We start from the raw sequence: 17320 nt of genomic DNA, 5'->3' as shown, positions 1-17320 counted from the left end.
AATTATATTTATTAATGACTGGAACAGTAAAATTTTTTAATGAATCCAAAGGTTTTGGATTCATTACTAACGACGAAACCGGAAAAGACATCTTTGTTCATGTTACCGCATTGAACGGAGTGCAATTAAACGAAGGCGACAAAGTAGAATACCAAGAAGAAGAAGGAAGAAAAGGAGTGGTTGCTGCACAAGTGCAGGTAATCTAACAACAATATTTTATTTTGATTTGTTACAGTCCCGGCCCGTAAGGCCGGGATTTTTTTTAAATCACTAACTTTAGAAGGATGTATCCCTTCAAAGTATCTTATATTGTTTATGTGGTTATTGCCTTTCTCTTATGGCAATCCCCGATGTATGCACAGACGGAAAGAAAAATTAAGGGGCAGATTTTGGTACAAGATCAGCCTTTACAAAATGTGAAAATTTCTGTAGAGGGCAAAAAGGCCGTAAGTTCAACAGACTCTGATGGTAAGTACTTTATTATTTCTGCGCCTGGAGACATCCTTGTGTATTCCCATATTGGAATGACAACCGTAAAAGTTCTTGTAGAAGATGTGACCCGTATTCTTAACGTTACCATGGAACCCCAACTGGAACAGTTGGACGAGGTAACCCTAACCGTTACAAAAAGAAGGAACCTGGAAAGTGAATATGCGGTCAACGAAAATATTGTCAAAACATCCTTTGGATACATTGATCGTGCTACTTCTTCAGGGAATATTAGAGTTTTGGGGAAAGAAAGAATTACCCCTAACAATATCTGCATCTTAGACCTATTGAAAAATAATTTTGGAAGCCTAAGGGTTTTTGGTGATTGTTTTTATGGAGGTAGGGTAATAGTAAGGTCATTCAATTCTATCAGCAACCCTTCCTCTGCCGTATTTGATATTGATGGATTAATTATTAGGGATGCTCCCATTTGGATAAACATAAACGATATAGAAAGAGTAGCGATTTTAAGTGGATTGGCCACAACAGGATTATATGGTTCATTTGGAGCTGGTGGAGTGATTGTGATTAATACTAAAGCGGGAAACACCTCAACAATGCACAAAACCAAAGAAGTCCAAAAACTATATAACCCAAATTTTTTCGATGGAAAAGCACTTCCTTTTGATGCCGTATCCATAAAAAATGCCCCGGAATACAATAAAGCTCTGCATGCTAGTAAAACTTTGTCCGAAGCAAAAACCACATATAGGTTATATTCCAAAAGTTACGCTGGATTTCCCTATTTCTTCATGGATTCTTTTTCCTATTTCATGGAAAAATGGAACGATAAGCCCTTTGCCAAACAAATTATAGAAAAACACTACGACCTATTCGACAAAAACCCAGTATTGCTAAAAGCACTTGCGTATTTATTCGAAGAAAAAGGTTTTTTTGAAAAAGCTACGGACATTTACACCGAAATTGCCAAGCTAAGACCAAATTACCTTCAGTCATATCTGGATTTGGCAGCAAGCAATATCAATTTGAACAATCCAAACAGAGCGCTCGACCTTTACTTACGGATTGATGATTTAATTCAAAAAGATTTTTTCAAGGTAGATTCATTACGTTTTGATGCTTATTATTATCATGAAACAAAAAGTGCCTTTCCGTTAAAACCAGAATACCATTTTGCTTTAGTTGACCAAGATCAGGAAGAAGATTTTTTCGAGGGAGATACCCGGTTTGTTTTTGAATGGAATGACGGTGAGGCCGAATTTCAAATTCAATTTGTAGGTCCCAGCGGACAATTCACCACTTGGAAACATACCCATTCAAAAAATTCGGAGCTCATTTTGAACGAAAAAAAACTAGGCTTTAATTCCAAGGAATTTTTTATAGACGACATTCTTGAAGGACAATGGAAAATTAATTTGGTCTATTTGGGAAACAAAAGTTTGACCCCTACCTATCTAAAAGTCAAGATTTATGAAAATTACGGCACTCCTTTGCAGCATAAAAAAACCAAAGTATTCAAATTAGCTTTGAAAGAAATCAATCAAGAATTGTTTTCAATATCCAAAATCAAAAATTTGACCAGTACTAATTAAGGTTCCTTTTCTGGATAAAAAACCTTTTCAGCATTTCCGAAGCTTCATTATCAAGAATACCGCCAATAATTTCTGTCTTTGGGTGAATATTTCCCCCCATCACATTAAATCCGCGTTCCAAATCTGAAGCACCGTAAACGATTTTGGAAATCTGGCTCCAATACAATGCCCCTGCACACATTTGGCAGGGCTCCAAGGTTACATAAAGTGTACAACCATGCAAATACTTGCCCCCTAAGAAATTTGAAGCTGCTGTAATAGCCTGCATTTCGGCATGGGCAGTAACATCGTTCAACCGTTCAGTCAAATTATGGGCCCTTCCAATAATTCTATTGTCCACAGTTACAATAGCACCTACGGGCACCTCCCCCTTATCAAAAGCAGTCTCTGCCTCCAGAAGGGCTTTTTTCATAAAATAGGTGTCATCAAACGGATTTTCCACTAATTTTTCAAATGAATATTAAGATCGCTAAACTACACATAAAACATATTACCGATTATAGGTATTTTTGTTTTTTGAATTCTTGGAAAAACTTTTATCACATATCAATTTCCCTTCCGACCTTAAAAAACTAACCTTGGATAAGCTACCTCAGCTTGCCCAAGAATTAAGGAACTACATTATTGACATTGTATCTACAAAAGAAGGACATTTAGGAGCAAGTTTGGGAGTTGTTGAACTAACCATTGCGCTACACTATGTTTTTGATACTCCCGATGACAAATTGATTTGGGATGTGGGCCATCAAGCCTATGGCCACAAAATATTGACAGGCAGAAAAGACATTTTTGATACCAACCGTCAGTTAGGTGGCATTAGCGGTTTTCCCAAACGAAGTGAAAGTGAATATGATGTTTTTGGCACAGGTCACAGCTCTACAGCTATCTCTGCGATTTTGGGAATGGCCATGGCATCCAAACTAAATGAGAATTCAACAAAACAACATATTGCTGTTGTCGGTGATGCTTCCATTGCCAGCGGAATGGCTTTTGAAGGTCTTAATCACCTTGGCGTAACCGATGTGAACGCACTCGTTATCCTTAACGATAACGCCATAGGAATAGACCCGAGTGTCGGTGCCCTAAAAAAATACTTGACCAATGTAAAGGCAGGGACCGCAAAAGATGAAAATATCTTCGAGTGTCTAAATTTAGATTATACCGGCCCCATAGATGGCCATGATATCACCAAATTAGTTCAAGAATTACAACGTTTAAAGTCGGTCAAAGGCCCAAAATTATTGCATATCATTACCACCAAAGGTAAGGGGTTTAAAAAAGCCGAGGAAAACCAGGTAGTCTATCATGCTCCAGGTAAATTTGATAAAACAACGGGAGAACAAGTCAAAAAATCACAGGAAAGCCTTCCGCCCAAATACCAAGATGTTTTTGGACATACCCTAGTTGAGCTTGCTGCAAAGAACAAAAATATTGTGGGTATTACCCCTGCAATGCCAACAGGAAGTTCCTTAAAATTTATGATGGATGAAATTCCTGACCGTGCTTTTGATGTGGGCATAGCAGAACAGCACGCCGTGACCTTGGCCGCCGGAATGGCCACTCAGGGTCTTATCCCTTTTTGTAATATCTATTCCACCTTTTTGCAACGTGCCTATGATCAACTTATCCACGATGTTGCCCTGCAGAACCTTCCGGTGATTTTTTGTTTGGACAGGGCTGGCCTCGTTGGTCAGGATGGAGCTACCCATCATGGTGTATTTGATTTAGCATACCTAAGATGCATACCCAATCTGACAGTTTTTGCCCCTATGGATGAAATGGAACTTCGTAATGTCATGTATACGGCCCAATCTGGTTTGGAAAGACCGATTGCCATCCGCTATCCAAGAGGAAGGGGCATGAATCTTGATTGGAAAAATAAATTTCAGAAAATTGAAATCGGTACCGGCCGTTGTCTAAAAGAAGGTGCCAACATTGCAATTTTATCCATTGGTCATATCGGAAATACGGTTTCCAAAATTATAGACCAAACCAATAAATCCAATTCCATTGGACATTATGATATGCGTTTTGTAAAACCTTTGGACAAGAAATTGCTGGACACCGTATTCAAAAAGTATGACCACATCATAACCTTGGAAGACGGATGTAGAATGGGTGGTTTTGGCTCAGCAGTTTTGGAATTTGCCAATGCAGAAGGTTATGCCAAGCCCGTTAAAATTTTTGGGGTTCCAGACAACTTTGTTGAACATGGAACAATTCAGGAAACCCATGCTATTGCTGGTATAGATTTTGATGCGGTAAGCTCTTATATACAATCAACCTTGACCAAATGCGACCAATAATTTGTTTTTGCTTTATTTTCCTATGTTTTGTTGTTGCTTCAAGTGCCCAAATAAACCCCTTAAGGGTTTTTGAACAAGGTTCGGATACTACCGAAACCGAATTTCAGGTAGTACGAATCAAAGATGTAAAACTGAAATATGTTACTCGGGGGGCTAAACTCACTGATCCAAGGACCGTCTTGAACCGGATAAAACCGTTGCAAAAAAAATATAAACGTTTTGTTCCCAAATCCTTCTGGACCAAAGTCAACAAATTTGGACTGAACATCAACGAGGTTGCCTTTGTAAATTGGAACGCGGGTGGCGACAACTCAGTTTCCGCCATGGCTAATATGAACTTTAGCAGAAACTACAAGTTTCGCTATCTCAACTGGAAAAATGAACTTCGCTTGCGATATGGGTTAAATGCTCAAGAGGGAAGACAATTGCGAAAGACCGATGATCAAATAAGGCTTTCATCAACCATTGGTTTTAGAAAAGATACCATAACCAATTGGTATTACTCGGTAAAGGCCAATTTTAACACCCAGTTCTCCAACGGTTATAAATACCCGAACCGCACCACTCCGATTTCCCGTTTCATGGCTCCAGGTTATTTATTCTTAGGTGCCGGTACATCGTATATTCCAGAAGGGAAGAAATTCAACCTATACATTTCACCGATTACCCAAAAAGCTACGTTTGTTTTGGATGAAGAACTATCAAACCAAGGTGTTTTTGGTGTGGATAGTGGCGAACATTTATTTATGGAAATCGGCTTTTTGGTCACCAATTCATGGGAGAAAGAAGTGCTTAAAAATGTGTTTATGAATCATCGCATCAGTTTATATACTGATTATCTTTTGAGTTTTGGAAATGTTGATGTGGATTGGGAATTGAGTTTTAACCTAAAGGTTAATAAATACATCAATGCAAACATTGGCACCCATGTTATTTTTGATGATGACATCAAGTTTGACGAAGTTGCCGATGCCGATGGAAACGTTATTGACCCAGGTATTCCAAGAATTCAATTCAAACAACTATTGGGCGTAGGACTCAACTACGCTTTTTAAAGCTGTTTCCCCATCAATTTATTATGTATGTGTACCGCAGCACTATCTGAAAGGCTGGCTACAAAGCAACACGTATCCAACAAAATCTTATAGATAGAGGATTCGGCATTTCTGTAATTTTCAGGGAGGCTTTTTACCAACAATCGATCATAGTTGGTATCTTTTCCTTCTTTTATGTTTACCAGTGCGGTGGTATACAAATCAAGAATGTCCGAGATAATTCTGTATCCCGCCAATTCTTTGTCCACTACTTCAGTGGATTGGTAAATCTTTTGGACACTGAGTTTTATGATATCATCAATCTGAGCTTGATACTTTCCACAATCCAACAAGGCCGAATCGAAATTTCCATGCAAAATGTCATTCTCATTGGCAATGAATACATCAACGGCATCCATAATCAAAGTGTTGATCGCTAAAGCCCTTAAATAGCTTAATCGATCACTTGAGGTATTCATGGCATTGTATTTTTTGGTGTTGATATTGTCTCTCACCAAATTGATCAGGTATTCCAAAGCGTATTCCTCAGGAATAAGCCCTAGGTTGATGCCATCCTCAAAATCAATAATAGTATAACAGATGTCATCAGCAGCCTCCACCAAATAGGTAAGCGGATGACGGTAAAATCCAACCCCAGGATTATTTGGGTTTGTTACAAGACCGAGTTCTTGCACCACATCCATAAAGAAATCCATTTCAGATTGGAAAAACCCAAATTTCTTATCCGCAATATGCTTGGAGGGCTTTTTGGGCAGTGACGCTTTAGGGTATTTCATGAAAGCGCCCAAAGTGGCATAACTTAAACGAAGTCCCCCTGGAACACCTTGCCTAGACTCGGTCAGCAACTTAAATCCATTGGCGTTGCCTTCAAAATCTACCAAATCCTGAAATTCCACATCAGAAAGAAGGGCTTTGTATTTCTTCCCATTTCCTTGCTCAAAATAATTGCCAATCGCTTTTTCCCCACTATGCCCAAACGGAGGATTACCAATGTCGTGCGCCAGGGCAGCTGCGGCTACGATTGCACCAAAATCATTGAATTGGTATCCATGCATATCCTTTAAATGGGGATATTTTGTCAAAATTTGTTTCCCAGTTATTCTTCCAAGACTTCTGCCTACAACGGAGACCTCCAAACTATGGGTAAGCCGAGTATGTACAAAATCTTTTTTGGATCCCACACTGATCGGCAAGGGAATAACTTGGGTCTTGTCTTGCAGACTTCTAAAAGCAGAAGAAAAGATTACTCGATCATAATCCACCTCAAAACCCAAACGGGTTTCCTCTTGTTCCTTGCGAAGTCTTTTATGGGTATCGCCTTGGCGTTTTAATGATAAAAGGGTTTCCCAGTTCATGTAGGATTTGAATTAAAGCGCAATATACATTTTATGTTCACATTGTAATGCATCTCGCTTCAGCAGACATCCATTTTTAAAACCATCGGGAAGTTTAAACATAAGTTAATCTTTAGATTACAATAAGTTGGTTTTTCTATTGGACTTTTGTTTTTGTCTTAAGACAACTTGATTTCATAATATATTAGTTTTTGTCAGCTATTTTTTGAAGTCTAAAATTATGGCCACCTTGGCCAAGGTGGCCATATTAAAAATAACATAAACCAAACATTAACTTAACATTGGTATTAGTTCTTTGCACCTGACAAAAACTAGTATTGATGAAATTTAAATTTTTGGCCATTGGCCTATTTGCACTTGTTTGTATTTCTTCCCACGCTCAAAAAGTTGAAGCCCCAAAATTTGGTAAAGGTCTCTTTAATATTGTTGGTAAAGACAGTACTTGGACTATGAAATTTGCAATGCGGATGCAGCTTTTGGGTATTGCTACTTGGGACGAAGGAGTTGATGATGGATTCGCCAATCCTGAGCAGAATTTTTTAGTGCGAAGGGCAAGATTAAAATTTGATGGTTTTGCCTATTCACCAAAACTTAAATATAAATTTGAGCTTGGGTTGTCCAATCGTGATATTGGAGGAACAAGTGAATTTACAAATAATGCCCCTCGTTACATTCTTGACGCGGTGGTTATGTGGAATTTCCACGAGAATTTTGAGCTTTGGGTAGGACAAACCAAACTTCCTGGTAATATTGAACGTGTAATTTCCTCAGGAAATCTTCAGCAGGTAGATCGTTCTTTGTTGAACAGTAGGTTCAATATTGATCGAGATATGGGAATTCAGCTGAGACATCATTTTAATCTTACCGATAAATTTTTAGTGCGGGAAAAATTGGCAATTTCGCAAGGTGAAGGTAGAAATGTTACCTCTGGCAACCTTGGAGGGCATCAATACACGGCCCGAATAGAATTACTTCCTTTTGGCAAGTTCATTAGCAAGGGCGATTACACTGGAGCAGACCTTAAACGCGAAGAAACCCCTAAATTAATGCTGGCAGCCACCTATGACACCAATCAAAATGCGGTAAAAACCAGAAGCAATTTAGGTTCATACATGACAAATGATGTGGGTTTTTACGAAACCACGATCAACACAACCTTTGTGGATGCCATGTTTAAATATCAAGGCTTCTCTCTTATGGGTGAATATGCCCATAGAGATGCCCATAATCCCATAGCGGTGAATTCAGATGGAACACCAACAGGAGATGTAGTGCTTGTTGGAAACGGGTTAAATCTGCAGTCAGGTTATCTTTTCAAAAACAATTGGGAAGTTTCCGGTAGGTTTACGGATATTAATTTTGATGACATTACTGGAAGTAGCGATCGTGCTCAATACACTGTTGGACTTTCAAAATACATTGTTGGCCACAAATTAAAGGTGCAAACAGATTTTAGCTACCTTTCTTTTGACAATGGTAGTGATGAATTAATGTACAGATTGCAGTTGGATGTTCATTTTTAAGGAAAAACATAACTTTTAAATAACATTGAAAATCAGTAAAGTATAGACATTTGACAATTATTTTTTAGACACGATTATGGACAATATTTACTTATTAATGATCATTGCCCTTGCCGTTTTGGCCATTGCCGATTTAGTGGTCGGGGTCAGTAACGATGCAGTGAACTTTTTGAACTCTGCAATCGGTTCAAAGGCCATTTCATTTAAAACCATAATGATTATTGCCAGTTTGGGAATAGCTTGCGGAGCTATTTTCTCTAGTGGACTTATGGAGGTTGCCCGAAAGGGTATTTTTAACCCCGGTGAGTTCTACTTTCAAGAGATCATGTTCATTTTCATGGCCGTAATGATTACGGACATATTACTCCTGGATTTCTTCAACACTTTGGGGATGCCCACTTCAACCACTGTATCCATTGTTTTTGAATTGTTAGGCGCCGCGGTTGCGATGTCACTTTTAAAAATTGGAGCTGCCAACGGTGATTTTTCCGACGTGGTTAACTACATAAATACTTCTAAGGCCATTCAGATCATTTCTGGTATTCTGTTATCGGTTTTTGTGGCATTTACCATAGGCGCCATTGTACAGTGGATTTCCAGATTGCTATTGTCGTATAATTTTGAGAAAAAGGCCAAATGGGTAGGCGCCTTGTTTGGTGGGGTTGCTTTGTCTTCAATGGTTTATTTTATTTTGATGAAAGGGATAAAGGGAACCCCATTCGCTGGCGAAAGCTTCTCGATTCTTGGGGGAATGAAAATCAAAGACTTTTTAGAAGCTGAAGTGTTCTCAATTGTTATTGTAAACTTTATAGTCTGGTCCCTTCTGTCTTATATATTTATACATATTGCCAAAATCAATATCTACAAAGTAATTATTGGTGTAGGCACCTTTGCCTTAGCTCTGGCCTTCGCGGGTAACGATTTGGTAAACTTTATTGGTGTACCTATTGCCGCGTGGCAAAGTTATGAAGCATGGGTTGCCTCTGGGGTTCCGGCCACAGAATTTAGTATGGATGTGTTGGCCAAGAAAGTACCAACTCCCACAGTGCTACTATTTGTTGCAGGAATTATAATGGTGGCCACTTTATGGCTTTCCAAAAAGGCAAGATATGTTGCTGATACCGAAATCAATCTTTCAAGAGAAGGCGAAGCCAAAGAAAGGTTCCAACCCAACTTTTTCTCCAGAGGCTTGGTAAGAATGTCCTCCAATATTTCAACATACTTCAACAGTTTGCTTCCAAAAGGCGTTAAGGCCAATATGGACAAACGTTTTGAAAAACCTGTAATTGCATTGTCACAAGACAAGGTGCACAAACTTCCTGCTTTTGATATGGTCCGCGCTGCCGTAAACCTAATGGTAGCAGGTATCCTAATTTCTATAGCAACTTCTTATAAATTGCCATTGTCCACCACCTATGTAACCTTTATGGTAGCTATGGGAACCTCATTGGCTGACAGAGCTTGGGGTGCCGAAAGTGCGGTGTACAGAGTAGCCGGTGTGCTCAATGTTATTGGAGGCTGGTTTGGCACTGCGATTATAGCATTTATTTCCGCAGGTACAATTTTGACCTTAATCAATTTTGGTCAAGGTGCCGCAATTGCCATTCTATTATTTGCAGCCATATTATTATTGGTACGCAACTATAGTGCCTATAATAAAAAAGCGAAGGAACAAAAAGCCGAAGACAGTCTTAACAGGGCCGAAAGCAGTTCGGTTCAAGGAGTTATCGAAGAGAGTGCCAACAATATTGCCAATGTTTTAAAAAGGACCAATAAAATATATACCAATTCTATAAACGGTTTGGCAAAACAAGATTTGGAGCTTTTGAAAAAGAACAAAAAACAAGGCACTAAACTATCCGATGAAATTGAAGATCTGCGAAACCATCTTTTCTTTTTCATCAAGAACCTTGATGAAGCCAATGTGGGTGCAAGCAATTTTTATATCAACACTTTAGGACACCTCACCGATATTGCCCAATCGTTGGAATACATCGGCAAAGTAAGCCACAAGCACGTTAACAACAATCACAAAAAATTAAAGTACAACCAAATCAAAGAGATAAAAGAACTTGATCTGGAATTGGAAAAGCTATTTGCCAATACCCAACAAATTTTTGAGAATAGATCCTTTGAAGAGATTGGAAGTACTTTGGAAATGAAAGAAGGCTTGTTCCAGTTGATGTCCGACAAAATTGAACGTCAAGTTGCAAGAACGCGCACAGAAGAATCCAGTCCAAAAAATACGACCTTATATTTCTCCATATTAACTGAGAGTAAAGATTTGGTAGAGGTTGTATTTGAACTTTTGGAACTTTATTATGTGGAACATGATAGTTCTGTGAAACCTGCAAAGGTTGAGCCCTCAGAACCAGCTTAGTCTAAAAAAGTCGCATAAAGGCTCCCCAACGGGTTTCCTTTAAACTGTAATTCTGAACATGTTTTGGAATAAAAATGACAAAATTCCGGTTTTGAACTTTAGTCAAAAACCGGAATTTTTATTTTCATACATTTACATATGCGCTGGATTATTATCGGTTTTATATTCATTGTTTCTAATACCAATCAGGCACAATCAATAACATCACAAGAATTACTGGACAGGGCCATAATGTTTCATGACCCAAATAATCAATGGTCCAAGTTGGATGATACCTTCCAGGTATTAATGAAAACACCAAAATCAACAGATAGATTAAGTATCATTAACCTAAATATTCCCAGAGAACAGTTTACTCTTCAGGTTGAAAAGGATAGTGTTTCTTATTCCTATACTTATGACAAGAAAGATTGTGTTATTCGTCTAAATGGTGCTACCAACATCTCGGAAGAAGACCATAAAACGTATCGCTTAACTTGTGAACGTGGTAGCATGATGCGAAATTATTATACCTATCTCTATGGTCTTCCCATGAAACTCAAAGATCCTGGTTCCATTCTCGGCAAAAAAGTGTTGACCAAAACCTTCAAAGGGAAAAAATATTTGGTTTTAAAGGTAAATTATGAAGAAGAGGTGGGCAAAGATGTCTGGTACTTCTACTTTGATCCCAACACCTATGCCATGGAGGTCTATCAATTCTACCACGATGAAACCAAAAATGATGGCGAGTATATTCTACTTAAGGGATTGGAAGAAATCCAAGGTATTCAAATGCCCAAAACCCGAGCTTGGTATTATAATAAAGATGATAAGTATTTAGGAACCGATATACTAATGAAAAATTGATGACGTGAATCCAAAACTTCGAATTTGTTTATTGATTGCAGTAACCCAGGCATCTTTCTGTTTCACCCAAGAAATGGAAAAATCATGGATGATGGGTCCTTTTCTCAGAGCTCAGAATGCCCAACCTATTATTCAAAAAAATAGTACCTCAGCCTTTGTAGATCCTATCAAAAATCAAAAAGTGTATTGGGAATCAATGGCAACGTTCAATCCGGCGGCTATTGTTATGGACGGTAAAATCCATGTCCTATATAGGGCCGAAGAAAAGTTGGGGGAAAAGGAAATAGGAGGTCATGCTTCAAGAATTGGATTGGCGATTTCCAAGGACGGGAAATCATATACTACAAATGAATCTCCCATATTTTATCCTGCCAATGACAGTCAAAAAGAAAATGAATGGCCAGGAGGTGTGGAAGATCCTAGGCTAGTGGAAACTGAAGAAGGCCTTTATGTGCTCACTTACACCCAATGGAACCGTCAAGTCCCTAGACTGGCGGTGGCCACTTCAACAGATCTTTTGCGTTGGAAAAAGCACGGTCCAGTTTTCAAAAACCATAAGGAAGGCAAATACGGTAATCGAGAAACAAAGTCCGGTGCCATTGTAACCAAACTTAAAAATGGGAAACTGGTTGCCACCAAAATCGATGGGAAATATTGGATGTATTATGGCGTACCTCACGTTTGGCTCGCTAGTTCCGACAACTTGATCGATTGGACACCGGTGGAGACTTACGAAGGCACCCTTGCCCCTGTTTTAAGTCCAAGACCAGGTTATTTTGATTCATGGTTGGTCGAGGCTGGTCCTCCACCTGTTCTAACTGAAGACGGAATTGTGGTTCTCTACAATGCGGGGAATTCGCAAAATATCGGTGTAAGCGACTTGGGAAATAGAGTTTACACAGGTGGCCAGGCACTTTTTGATTCCAAAGAACCCTGGAAATTGCTAGATCGCTGCACAACACCATTCATTAAGCCAGAATTACCTTTCGAAAAATCAGGTCAATATGCAGATGGCACCACTTTCTTGGAGGGTCTTGTGCTGTTCAATGGAATCTGGCATCTATATTATGGAACCGCGGATAGTATGGTTGGAGTAGTGACTTGTGAAAAATAGATTGCTTTACCTATAAAAATTCATCTCGTCCATATATTTCCACACAGACTCTGGTAGTAGTGGCCTAACGTTTTTACCCTCTTTATGCTTATTCCGGATAAAGGTGGATGAGATTTCCATAATCGGGGCATCAACATTATTGATTTTCGGATGATCTTGAAACCGATGTTCAATTTTCCCATCGGAAATTCTTGGATAAACATAAATAGCATAATTTTCCAAGATGGTCTCATAATTCTTCCATTTATGGAAGCTTTTTAGGTTATCCTCTCCCATTATCAACGCAAATTGATATTCACTTCCATATTCTTCATCCAAATGTGCCAAGGTGTTAATGGTGTAATTGGGTTGCGGTAAATTAAACTCGATTTTGCTGGGCCTCAACTTTGGATAGTCCTGTAAGGCTTCAAATACCATTTGATACCTATGATGGTCATCTAGCAGGGATTGTTTGGTTTTAAAAGGACTTTGTGGTGTAATAACAAACCAAACCTCGTCAAGGTCTGAATACTCCACCACATGGTTGGCAATGGCCAAATGGCCTATGTGGATAGGGTTAAACGTTCCAAAGTACAGCCCTACTTGTTTCATTTGTTATTCTTCTTCTGAACTTGGAACGGTCGCTCCCACAAAATTTGCCACCAATTGATGGGATTCTTTTAGCGCAACCTCCAAATTGTAGTTTTTGATAATCTTGTCAAATTGAGGTGCTGTGGCCAGCTCAACAGATGCTTTGGCAACCCTCATATTAATTTTATCGTCACTTTCTGTGCTTCGCTTTTTTAGCCGGATTTTCAATTCGTCAACACTTGGGGGTTTGACAAATACTGCCAGGGTTTCCTCTGGAAATTTCTTTTTTATGCGAAGACCTCCAACCACATCAATATCAAATATAACGTTCTTCCCTTCGGCCCAAAGGCGTTCCACTTCACTTTTTAAGGTTCCGTAAAAATTGTCTCGGTATACCTCTTCCCACTCCAGAAAATCCTCCTTTTTGATATGTTTTTTAAAATCTGAAATGGAAATAAAGTAATAGTTTACTCCTTCCTTTTCATCGCCCCGCTTAGGTCGTGAGGTGGCAGAAACGGAAAAAGCCAAATTCAATTCTGGTTGTTCCAAAAGATACTTTACCATGGTAGTTTTACCACTTCCCGAAGGAGCCGAAAAAACAATGAGCTTTCCCCCTTTTTTCATAGCACGTTAAGCATTTGCTCCTTGATCTTCTCCAACTCATCTTTCATTTGCACCACCAGTTGTTGCATGGGTGCATAATTGGCTTTGGAACCAATGGTATTGATTTCCCTTCCTATTTCTTGGGCAATGAATCCAAGTTTTTTTCCATTGGAGTCTTCGGATTTTAATGTGGTTTCAAAGTAATCCAAATGATTCGCCAAGCGCACTTTTTCCTCAGTGATGTCGTATTTTTCAAGATAGTAGATGAGTTCTTGCTCAAACCGGTTTTCATCCAACTCGACCTTTAGGTCGGTCACTGCTTTTTCCAAACGCTCACGAACTGTATCCAGTCTTTCTGGATCCATGGCTTTGACGTCTTCAAGCAATTGGTTTAAATTTTTAAGTCGGCCAACAAAGTCGTTTTCCAAGACTTGTCCTTCCTCTGTACGGAAATTCGAAATTTCAGATAGGGCCTTTTTCATTGCCGTCTTTATGGCCTCATATTCCGTTTGGTCAATGTCGCCCTTCTCGGTTTTCATGGTATCGGGCATGCGCAAAGCCAATTCAAGCAATTTTAGGTCATCACCTGCTGTAATATTGGCCAGTTGCTGCATGTATTTTTTTACCACACCTTGATTGACCTCAGTGGTTGTTTCTTCACCGGTAATTTCAACATACAGTCCAAAGTCGACCTTACCCCGAACCAGCACATCAGCAATCATTTTGCGTAATTCCAGTTCTTTTTCCCTATAAAATTGTGGGATCCTAGCATTGATATCCAGATTTTTACTGTTGAGGGATTTAAGTTCGATGGTGATTTTTTTGGAAGGAAGCTGCACAACATGCTTCCCAAAACCGGTCATGGATTGAATCATATGGGATGATTAAATTTTGGCAAAGGTAACTAAAAATGGGCTTTGGCTTAGTTTTACAAAAAAGAGGATATCCGAAGATTTTTATCCTTAATCAAGTTCTCTTATCCAAATATTTCTGAAACTCACCCTGCTATTATCGTTGTGGTCTTGCAGCATTAATGGAGCTTTGCCATGAGCTTCATATTTTGGCCATCCTATATATTCGATGGTGCCCTCAATTTCAAAATGATCTTGAATCAATATACCGTTATGCAGTAAGGTAACTGTGGCTTGTTTTACAATATTTCCTCCTCTGCTAAACTCAGGAGCATGAAAAATAATATCATACGTATTCCACTCACCAGAGGGTGATGATGCCATGGCCAACGGAACACCTTGCTTGTACATGGCTCCAACCTGTCCATTAACATATGTGGAATTGTCATTGTTATCCAGAATTTGAAGTTCATAGCGTTGTTGTAAAAACACCCCGCTGTTGGCCCTATTTTGCCCATTGCGTTGAACTTCTTTAGGAGATTTCCATTCCAAATGCAGTTGTATGCTTCCGAAGTTCTGTTTGGTTTGGATATTTCCTGTTCTATCCTTAACGGTCATGCTGCCATCCTTGTTTAAATGCCATTTGACAGCGGTACTGTCAACACTGCTAATCCAGTTGTCAAAATGTTTTCCGTCAAATAGTACGATGGCATCGCTTGGAGCAGTCCCATACTCGCCAGCAACTACTCGTGGCGGGACTGGCTTATAAATTTCTGTAGCTTCGGGATTGGTTGGTTCTTTTTCTTGACTATATACAATAGCTGATACGCTCAGCAATGCTAGAAATAATCTTTTGGACATTTAAAGTTCTTTGATTTTAATATTTCTATAGGCTACAATATCTCCATGATCTTGTAGACCAATCTTTCCGGTTTTATAGGCGCCAAAGCCCTCCCAACCTGCAAATTTGGATTTGGAGACCATGTCATCCCACTCTGGACCGTGAACTGGAAATTCAACAATTTTTGTTCCATTTAGTAGTACCTGCCCTTGATTGGTCTCGTGGTTTATTGTCAACTCAACTGTGTTCCATTCATCAGCTGGTTTTACCACTTTTTCGGATGGCGCAATCATATCATAGAGTGCTCCGGCCTGATGGGTGGTTCCATTTTTTGCATCGGGATGGTTTTCATCGTCCAAAACCTGTATTTCTGGTCCTGTCAGATAGGGTTGTCCGTATTTTTCTCCTTCATAAACACCCCAAAAAATGCCGCTGTTGCCTCCCTTTGATATTTTCCATTCTAAAGACAGTACAAAATTGGTGAATTCCTTATCGGTAACTATGTTATAACTTTCTCCTTTCTTTTTTTCCTTTGGAGGATAAAAGACCATAGTGCCTTCTTCCAGCGTCCAGGGCTCATCTATTTCTCCTTCATTGTACAAATGCCATCCATTGAATGAGGTGCCATCGAACAAAACGGTCCATCCAGTTTCTCCGGAATTCATCTGTGCTTCAGTTTCCTGGGTAACTTCTTCTTTTGGTTCCTCCTTTGGTTTGTCTTTGCAAGCAAAGGTTATCGCTAAAACCGTGAACAAAACAAGCTTTTTCATAATCCCAATATTTTTTTAAGTTTTTCAGTATCTGTTTCAGAACCAGCAAAATCATCAAAAGTTTTGGTGGTCGCTTCTATGATGTGATCCTGAATAAATTTAGCGCCTTCCATAGCACCCTGTTCAGGACTTTTTATGCAGCATTCCCATTCCATGACGGCCCAAACATCACAACCATATTGTGTTAATTTGGAAAAAATGGTCTTGAAATCAATCTGTCCATCTCCAAGAGAGCGGTATCTTCCTGCGCGATCACCCCAATCATTATATCCTCCAAAAGCTCCTTTCTTGCCAGTTGGATTAAATTCAGAATCTTTTACGTGGAACGATTTTATAAATTCATGATAATGGTCAATATAGGTGATGTAATCCAATTGTTGCAGCACAAAATGGCTAGGATCATATAAAATATTTACTCTTTTATGATTGCCCGTGGCTTCCAAAAAACGTTCAAAAGTATCTCCATCGTGCAAATCTTCACCAGGATGAATTTCATAGCAAACATCTACTCCTTCTTTATCAAAATGGTCGAGAATTGGCATCCATCTTTTGGCCAATTCTTCAAAACCCATCTCTACTAATCCCGGAGGTCTTTGCGGCCATGGATGGGCCGTGTGCCAAAGTAATGAACCTGAAAATGTGGCATGGGCCTTTATCCCCAATCTTCTACTTGCCGTAGCCGCTTTTTTTACGGTTTCTATAGCCCACTCGGTTCTAGCTTTGGGGTTATTCTTTACGGCATCTGGAGCAAAATTGTCGAACATAATATCGTAAGCTGGATGCACGGCCACCAACTGCCCCTGCAAATGGGTTGAAAGTTCCGTAATCTCCAATCCGTAGGAATTGATTTTTCCCTTCAACTCATCACAGTAATCCTGACTCTCGGCGGCTTTATCCAAATCTATCAAAAACGATTCCCAGGTCGGAATTTGGATTCCTTTATATCCCAATCCAGATGCCCATTTGCAAAGTCCATCCAACGAATTGAACGGGGGCTGGCTATCCACAAATTGAGCAAGAAATACTGCCGGTCCTTTAATTGTCTTCATTTAAATCAATTTTTT

General features: G+C 39.3%; 16 protein-coding genes. 8 read left to right on the top strand and 8 right to left on the bottom strand.

Annotated elements, in window-relative coordinates; genetic code table 11:
• Positions 1–14 precede the first annotated feature (14 nt).
• Positions 15–206 (top strand): cold-shock protein, encoded by a 192-nt coding sequence (locus IAG46_RS12130; protein ID WP_190810612.1) that lies wholly within the window; start codon positions 15–17, stop codon positions 204–206.
• 78 nt (positions 207–284) lie between these two features.
• Positions 285–2042, top strand: coding sequence for a carboxypeptidase-like regulatory domain-containing protein (locus IAG46_RS12125; RefSeq protein WP_190810611.1), 1758 nt, complete (start codon positions 285–287; stop codon positions 2040–2042).
• Here IAG46_RS12125 and IAG46_RS12120 read toward each other — a convergent pair.
• Complete coding sequence (locus IAG46_RS12120) at positions 2035–2484, bottom strand: nucleoside deaminase (RefSeq protein ID WP_190810610.1); 450 nt, start codon at positions 2482–2484, stop codon at positions 2035–2037. The genes IAG46_RS12125 and IAG46_RS12120 overlap by 8 nt on opposite strands.
• A gap of 82 nt (positions 2485–2566) precedes the next feature.
• On the opposite strand from IAG46_RS12120, the gene dxs reads away from it, so the two are divergent.
• Together dxs and IAG46_RS12110 are read left to right on the top strand one after the other, a co-directional pair.
• The gene (gene dxs, locus IAG46_RS12115; protein ID WP_190810609.1) at positions 2567–4348 is read left to right on the top strand and encodes a 1-deoxy-D-xylulose-5-phosphate synthase; all 1782 of its coding nucleotides are present in this window, start codon (positions 2567–2569) and stop codon (positions 4346–4348) included.
• A complete protein-coding gene (locus tag IAG46_RS12110; protein WP_190810608.1) occupies positions 4336–5403 on the top strand; it encodes a DUF3078 domain-containing protein in 1068 nt (355 codons plus the stop codon). Before dxs ends, IAG46_RS12110 begins: the two co-directional genes overlap by 13 nt.
• Here IAG46_RS12110 and dgt read toward each other — a convergent pair.
• Positions 5400–6758: a dGTP triphosphohydrolase gene (dgt, locus tag IAG46_RS12105; RefSeq protein ID WP_190810607.1), complete on the bottom strand. Its 1359-nt coding sequence runs from the start codon at positions 6756–6758 to the stop codon at positions 5400–5402. The genes IAG46_RS12110 and dgt overlap by 4 nt on opposite strands.
• A 320-nt stretch (positions 6759–7078) precedes the next feature.
• Here dgt and IAG46_RS12100 point away from each other — a divergent pair, with 320 nt between their 5' ends.
• From IAG46_RS12100 to IAG46_RS12085, 4 genes are all read left to right on the top strand, one after another.
• A complete protein-coding gene (locus IAG46_RS12100) occupies positions 7079–8281 on the top strand; it encodes a porin (RefSeq protein ID WP_190810606.1) in 1203 nt (400 codons plus the stop codon).
• Between the two features lie 76 nt (positions 8282–8357).
• Positions 8358–10661, top strand: coding sequence for an inorganic phosphate transporter (locus IAG46_RS12095; RefSeq protein WP_190810605.1), 2304 nt, complete (start codon positions 8358–8360; stop codon positions 10659–10661).
• 138 nt (positions 10662–10799) lie between these two features.
• A complete protein-coding gene (locus tag IAG46_RS12090; RefSeq protein ID WP_190810604.1) occupies positions 10800–11507 on the top strand; it encodes a DUF6503 family protein in 708 nt (235 codons plus the stop codon).
• A gap of 4 nt (positions 11508–11511) precedes the next feature.
• Complete coding sequence (locus IAG46_RS12085) at positions 11512–12621, top strand: glycoside hydrolase family 130 protein (protein WP_368668181.1); 1110 nt, start codon at positions 11512–11514, stop codon at positions 12619–12621.
• A gap of 6 nt (positions 12622–12627) precedes the next feature.
• Here IAG46_RS12085 and nadD read toward each other — a convergent pair whose 3' ends face one another.
• The 6 genes from nadD to IAG46_RS12055 all read right to left on the bottom strand — a co-directional run bounded on the left by nadD (position 12628) and on the right by IAG46_RS12055 (position 17305).
• Positions 12628–13212 carry a nicotinate (nicotinamide) nucleotide adenylyltransferase gene (gene nadD, locus IAG46_RS12080; RefSeq protein ID WP_190810603.1) on the bottom strand — a complete coding sequence of 195 codons (585 nt, stop codon included), beginning with the start codon at positions 13210–13212 and terminating at the stop codon, positions 12628–12630.
• A gap of 3 nt (positions 13213–13215) precedes the next feature.
• Entirely contained in the window at positions 13216–13815 is a 600-nt protein-coding gene (gmk, locus tag IAG46_RS12075) for a guanylate kinase (RefSeq protein WP_190810602.1), read from the bottom strand.
• A complete protein-coding gene (locus IAG46_RS12070; protein ID WP_190810601.1) occupies positions 13812–14669 on the bottom strand; it encodes a YicC/YloC family endoribonuclease in 858 nt (285 codons plus the stop codon). The genes gmk and IAG46_RS12070 overlap by 4 nt, the downstream gene beginning before the upstream one ends.
• Before the next feature lie 87 nt (positions 14670–14756).
• Positions 14757–15506, bottom strand: a complete 750-nt coding sequence (locus IAG46_RS12065) for a DUF1080 domain-containing protein (RefSeq protein ID WP_190810600.1) — start codon at positions 15504–15506, stop codon at positions 14757–14759.
• On the bottom strand, positions 15507–16256 hold the full coding sequence (locus tag IAG46_RS12060) for a DUF1080 domain-containing protein (RefSeq protein WP_190810599.1): 750 nt from the start codon (positions 16254–16256) through the stop codon (positions 15507–15509).
• Positions 16253–17305: a sugar phosphate isomerase/epimerase gene (locus tag IAG46_RS12055; protein ID WP_190810598.1), complete on the bottom strand. Its 1053-nt coding sequence runs from the start codon at positions 17303–17305 to the stop codon at positions 16253–16255. The genes IAG46_RS12060 and IAG46_RS12055 overlap by 4 nt, the downstream gene beginning before the upstream one ends.
• Positions 17306–17320 lie beyond the last annotated feature (15 nt).

Source organism: Flagellimonas sp. S3867 (assembly GCF_014698935.1).
GTDB lineage: Bacteria > Bacteroidota > Bacteroidia > Flavobacteriales > Flavobacteriaceae > Flagellimonas.
This window is presented reverse-complemented; position numbering and strand designations above follow the sequence as displayed.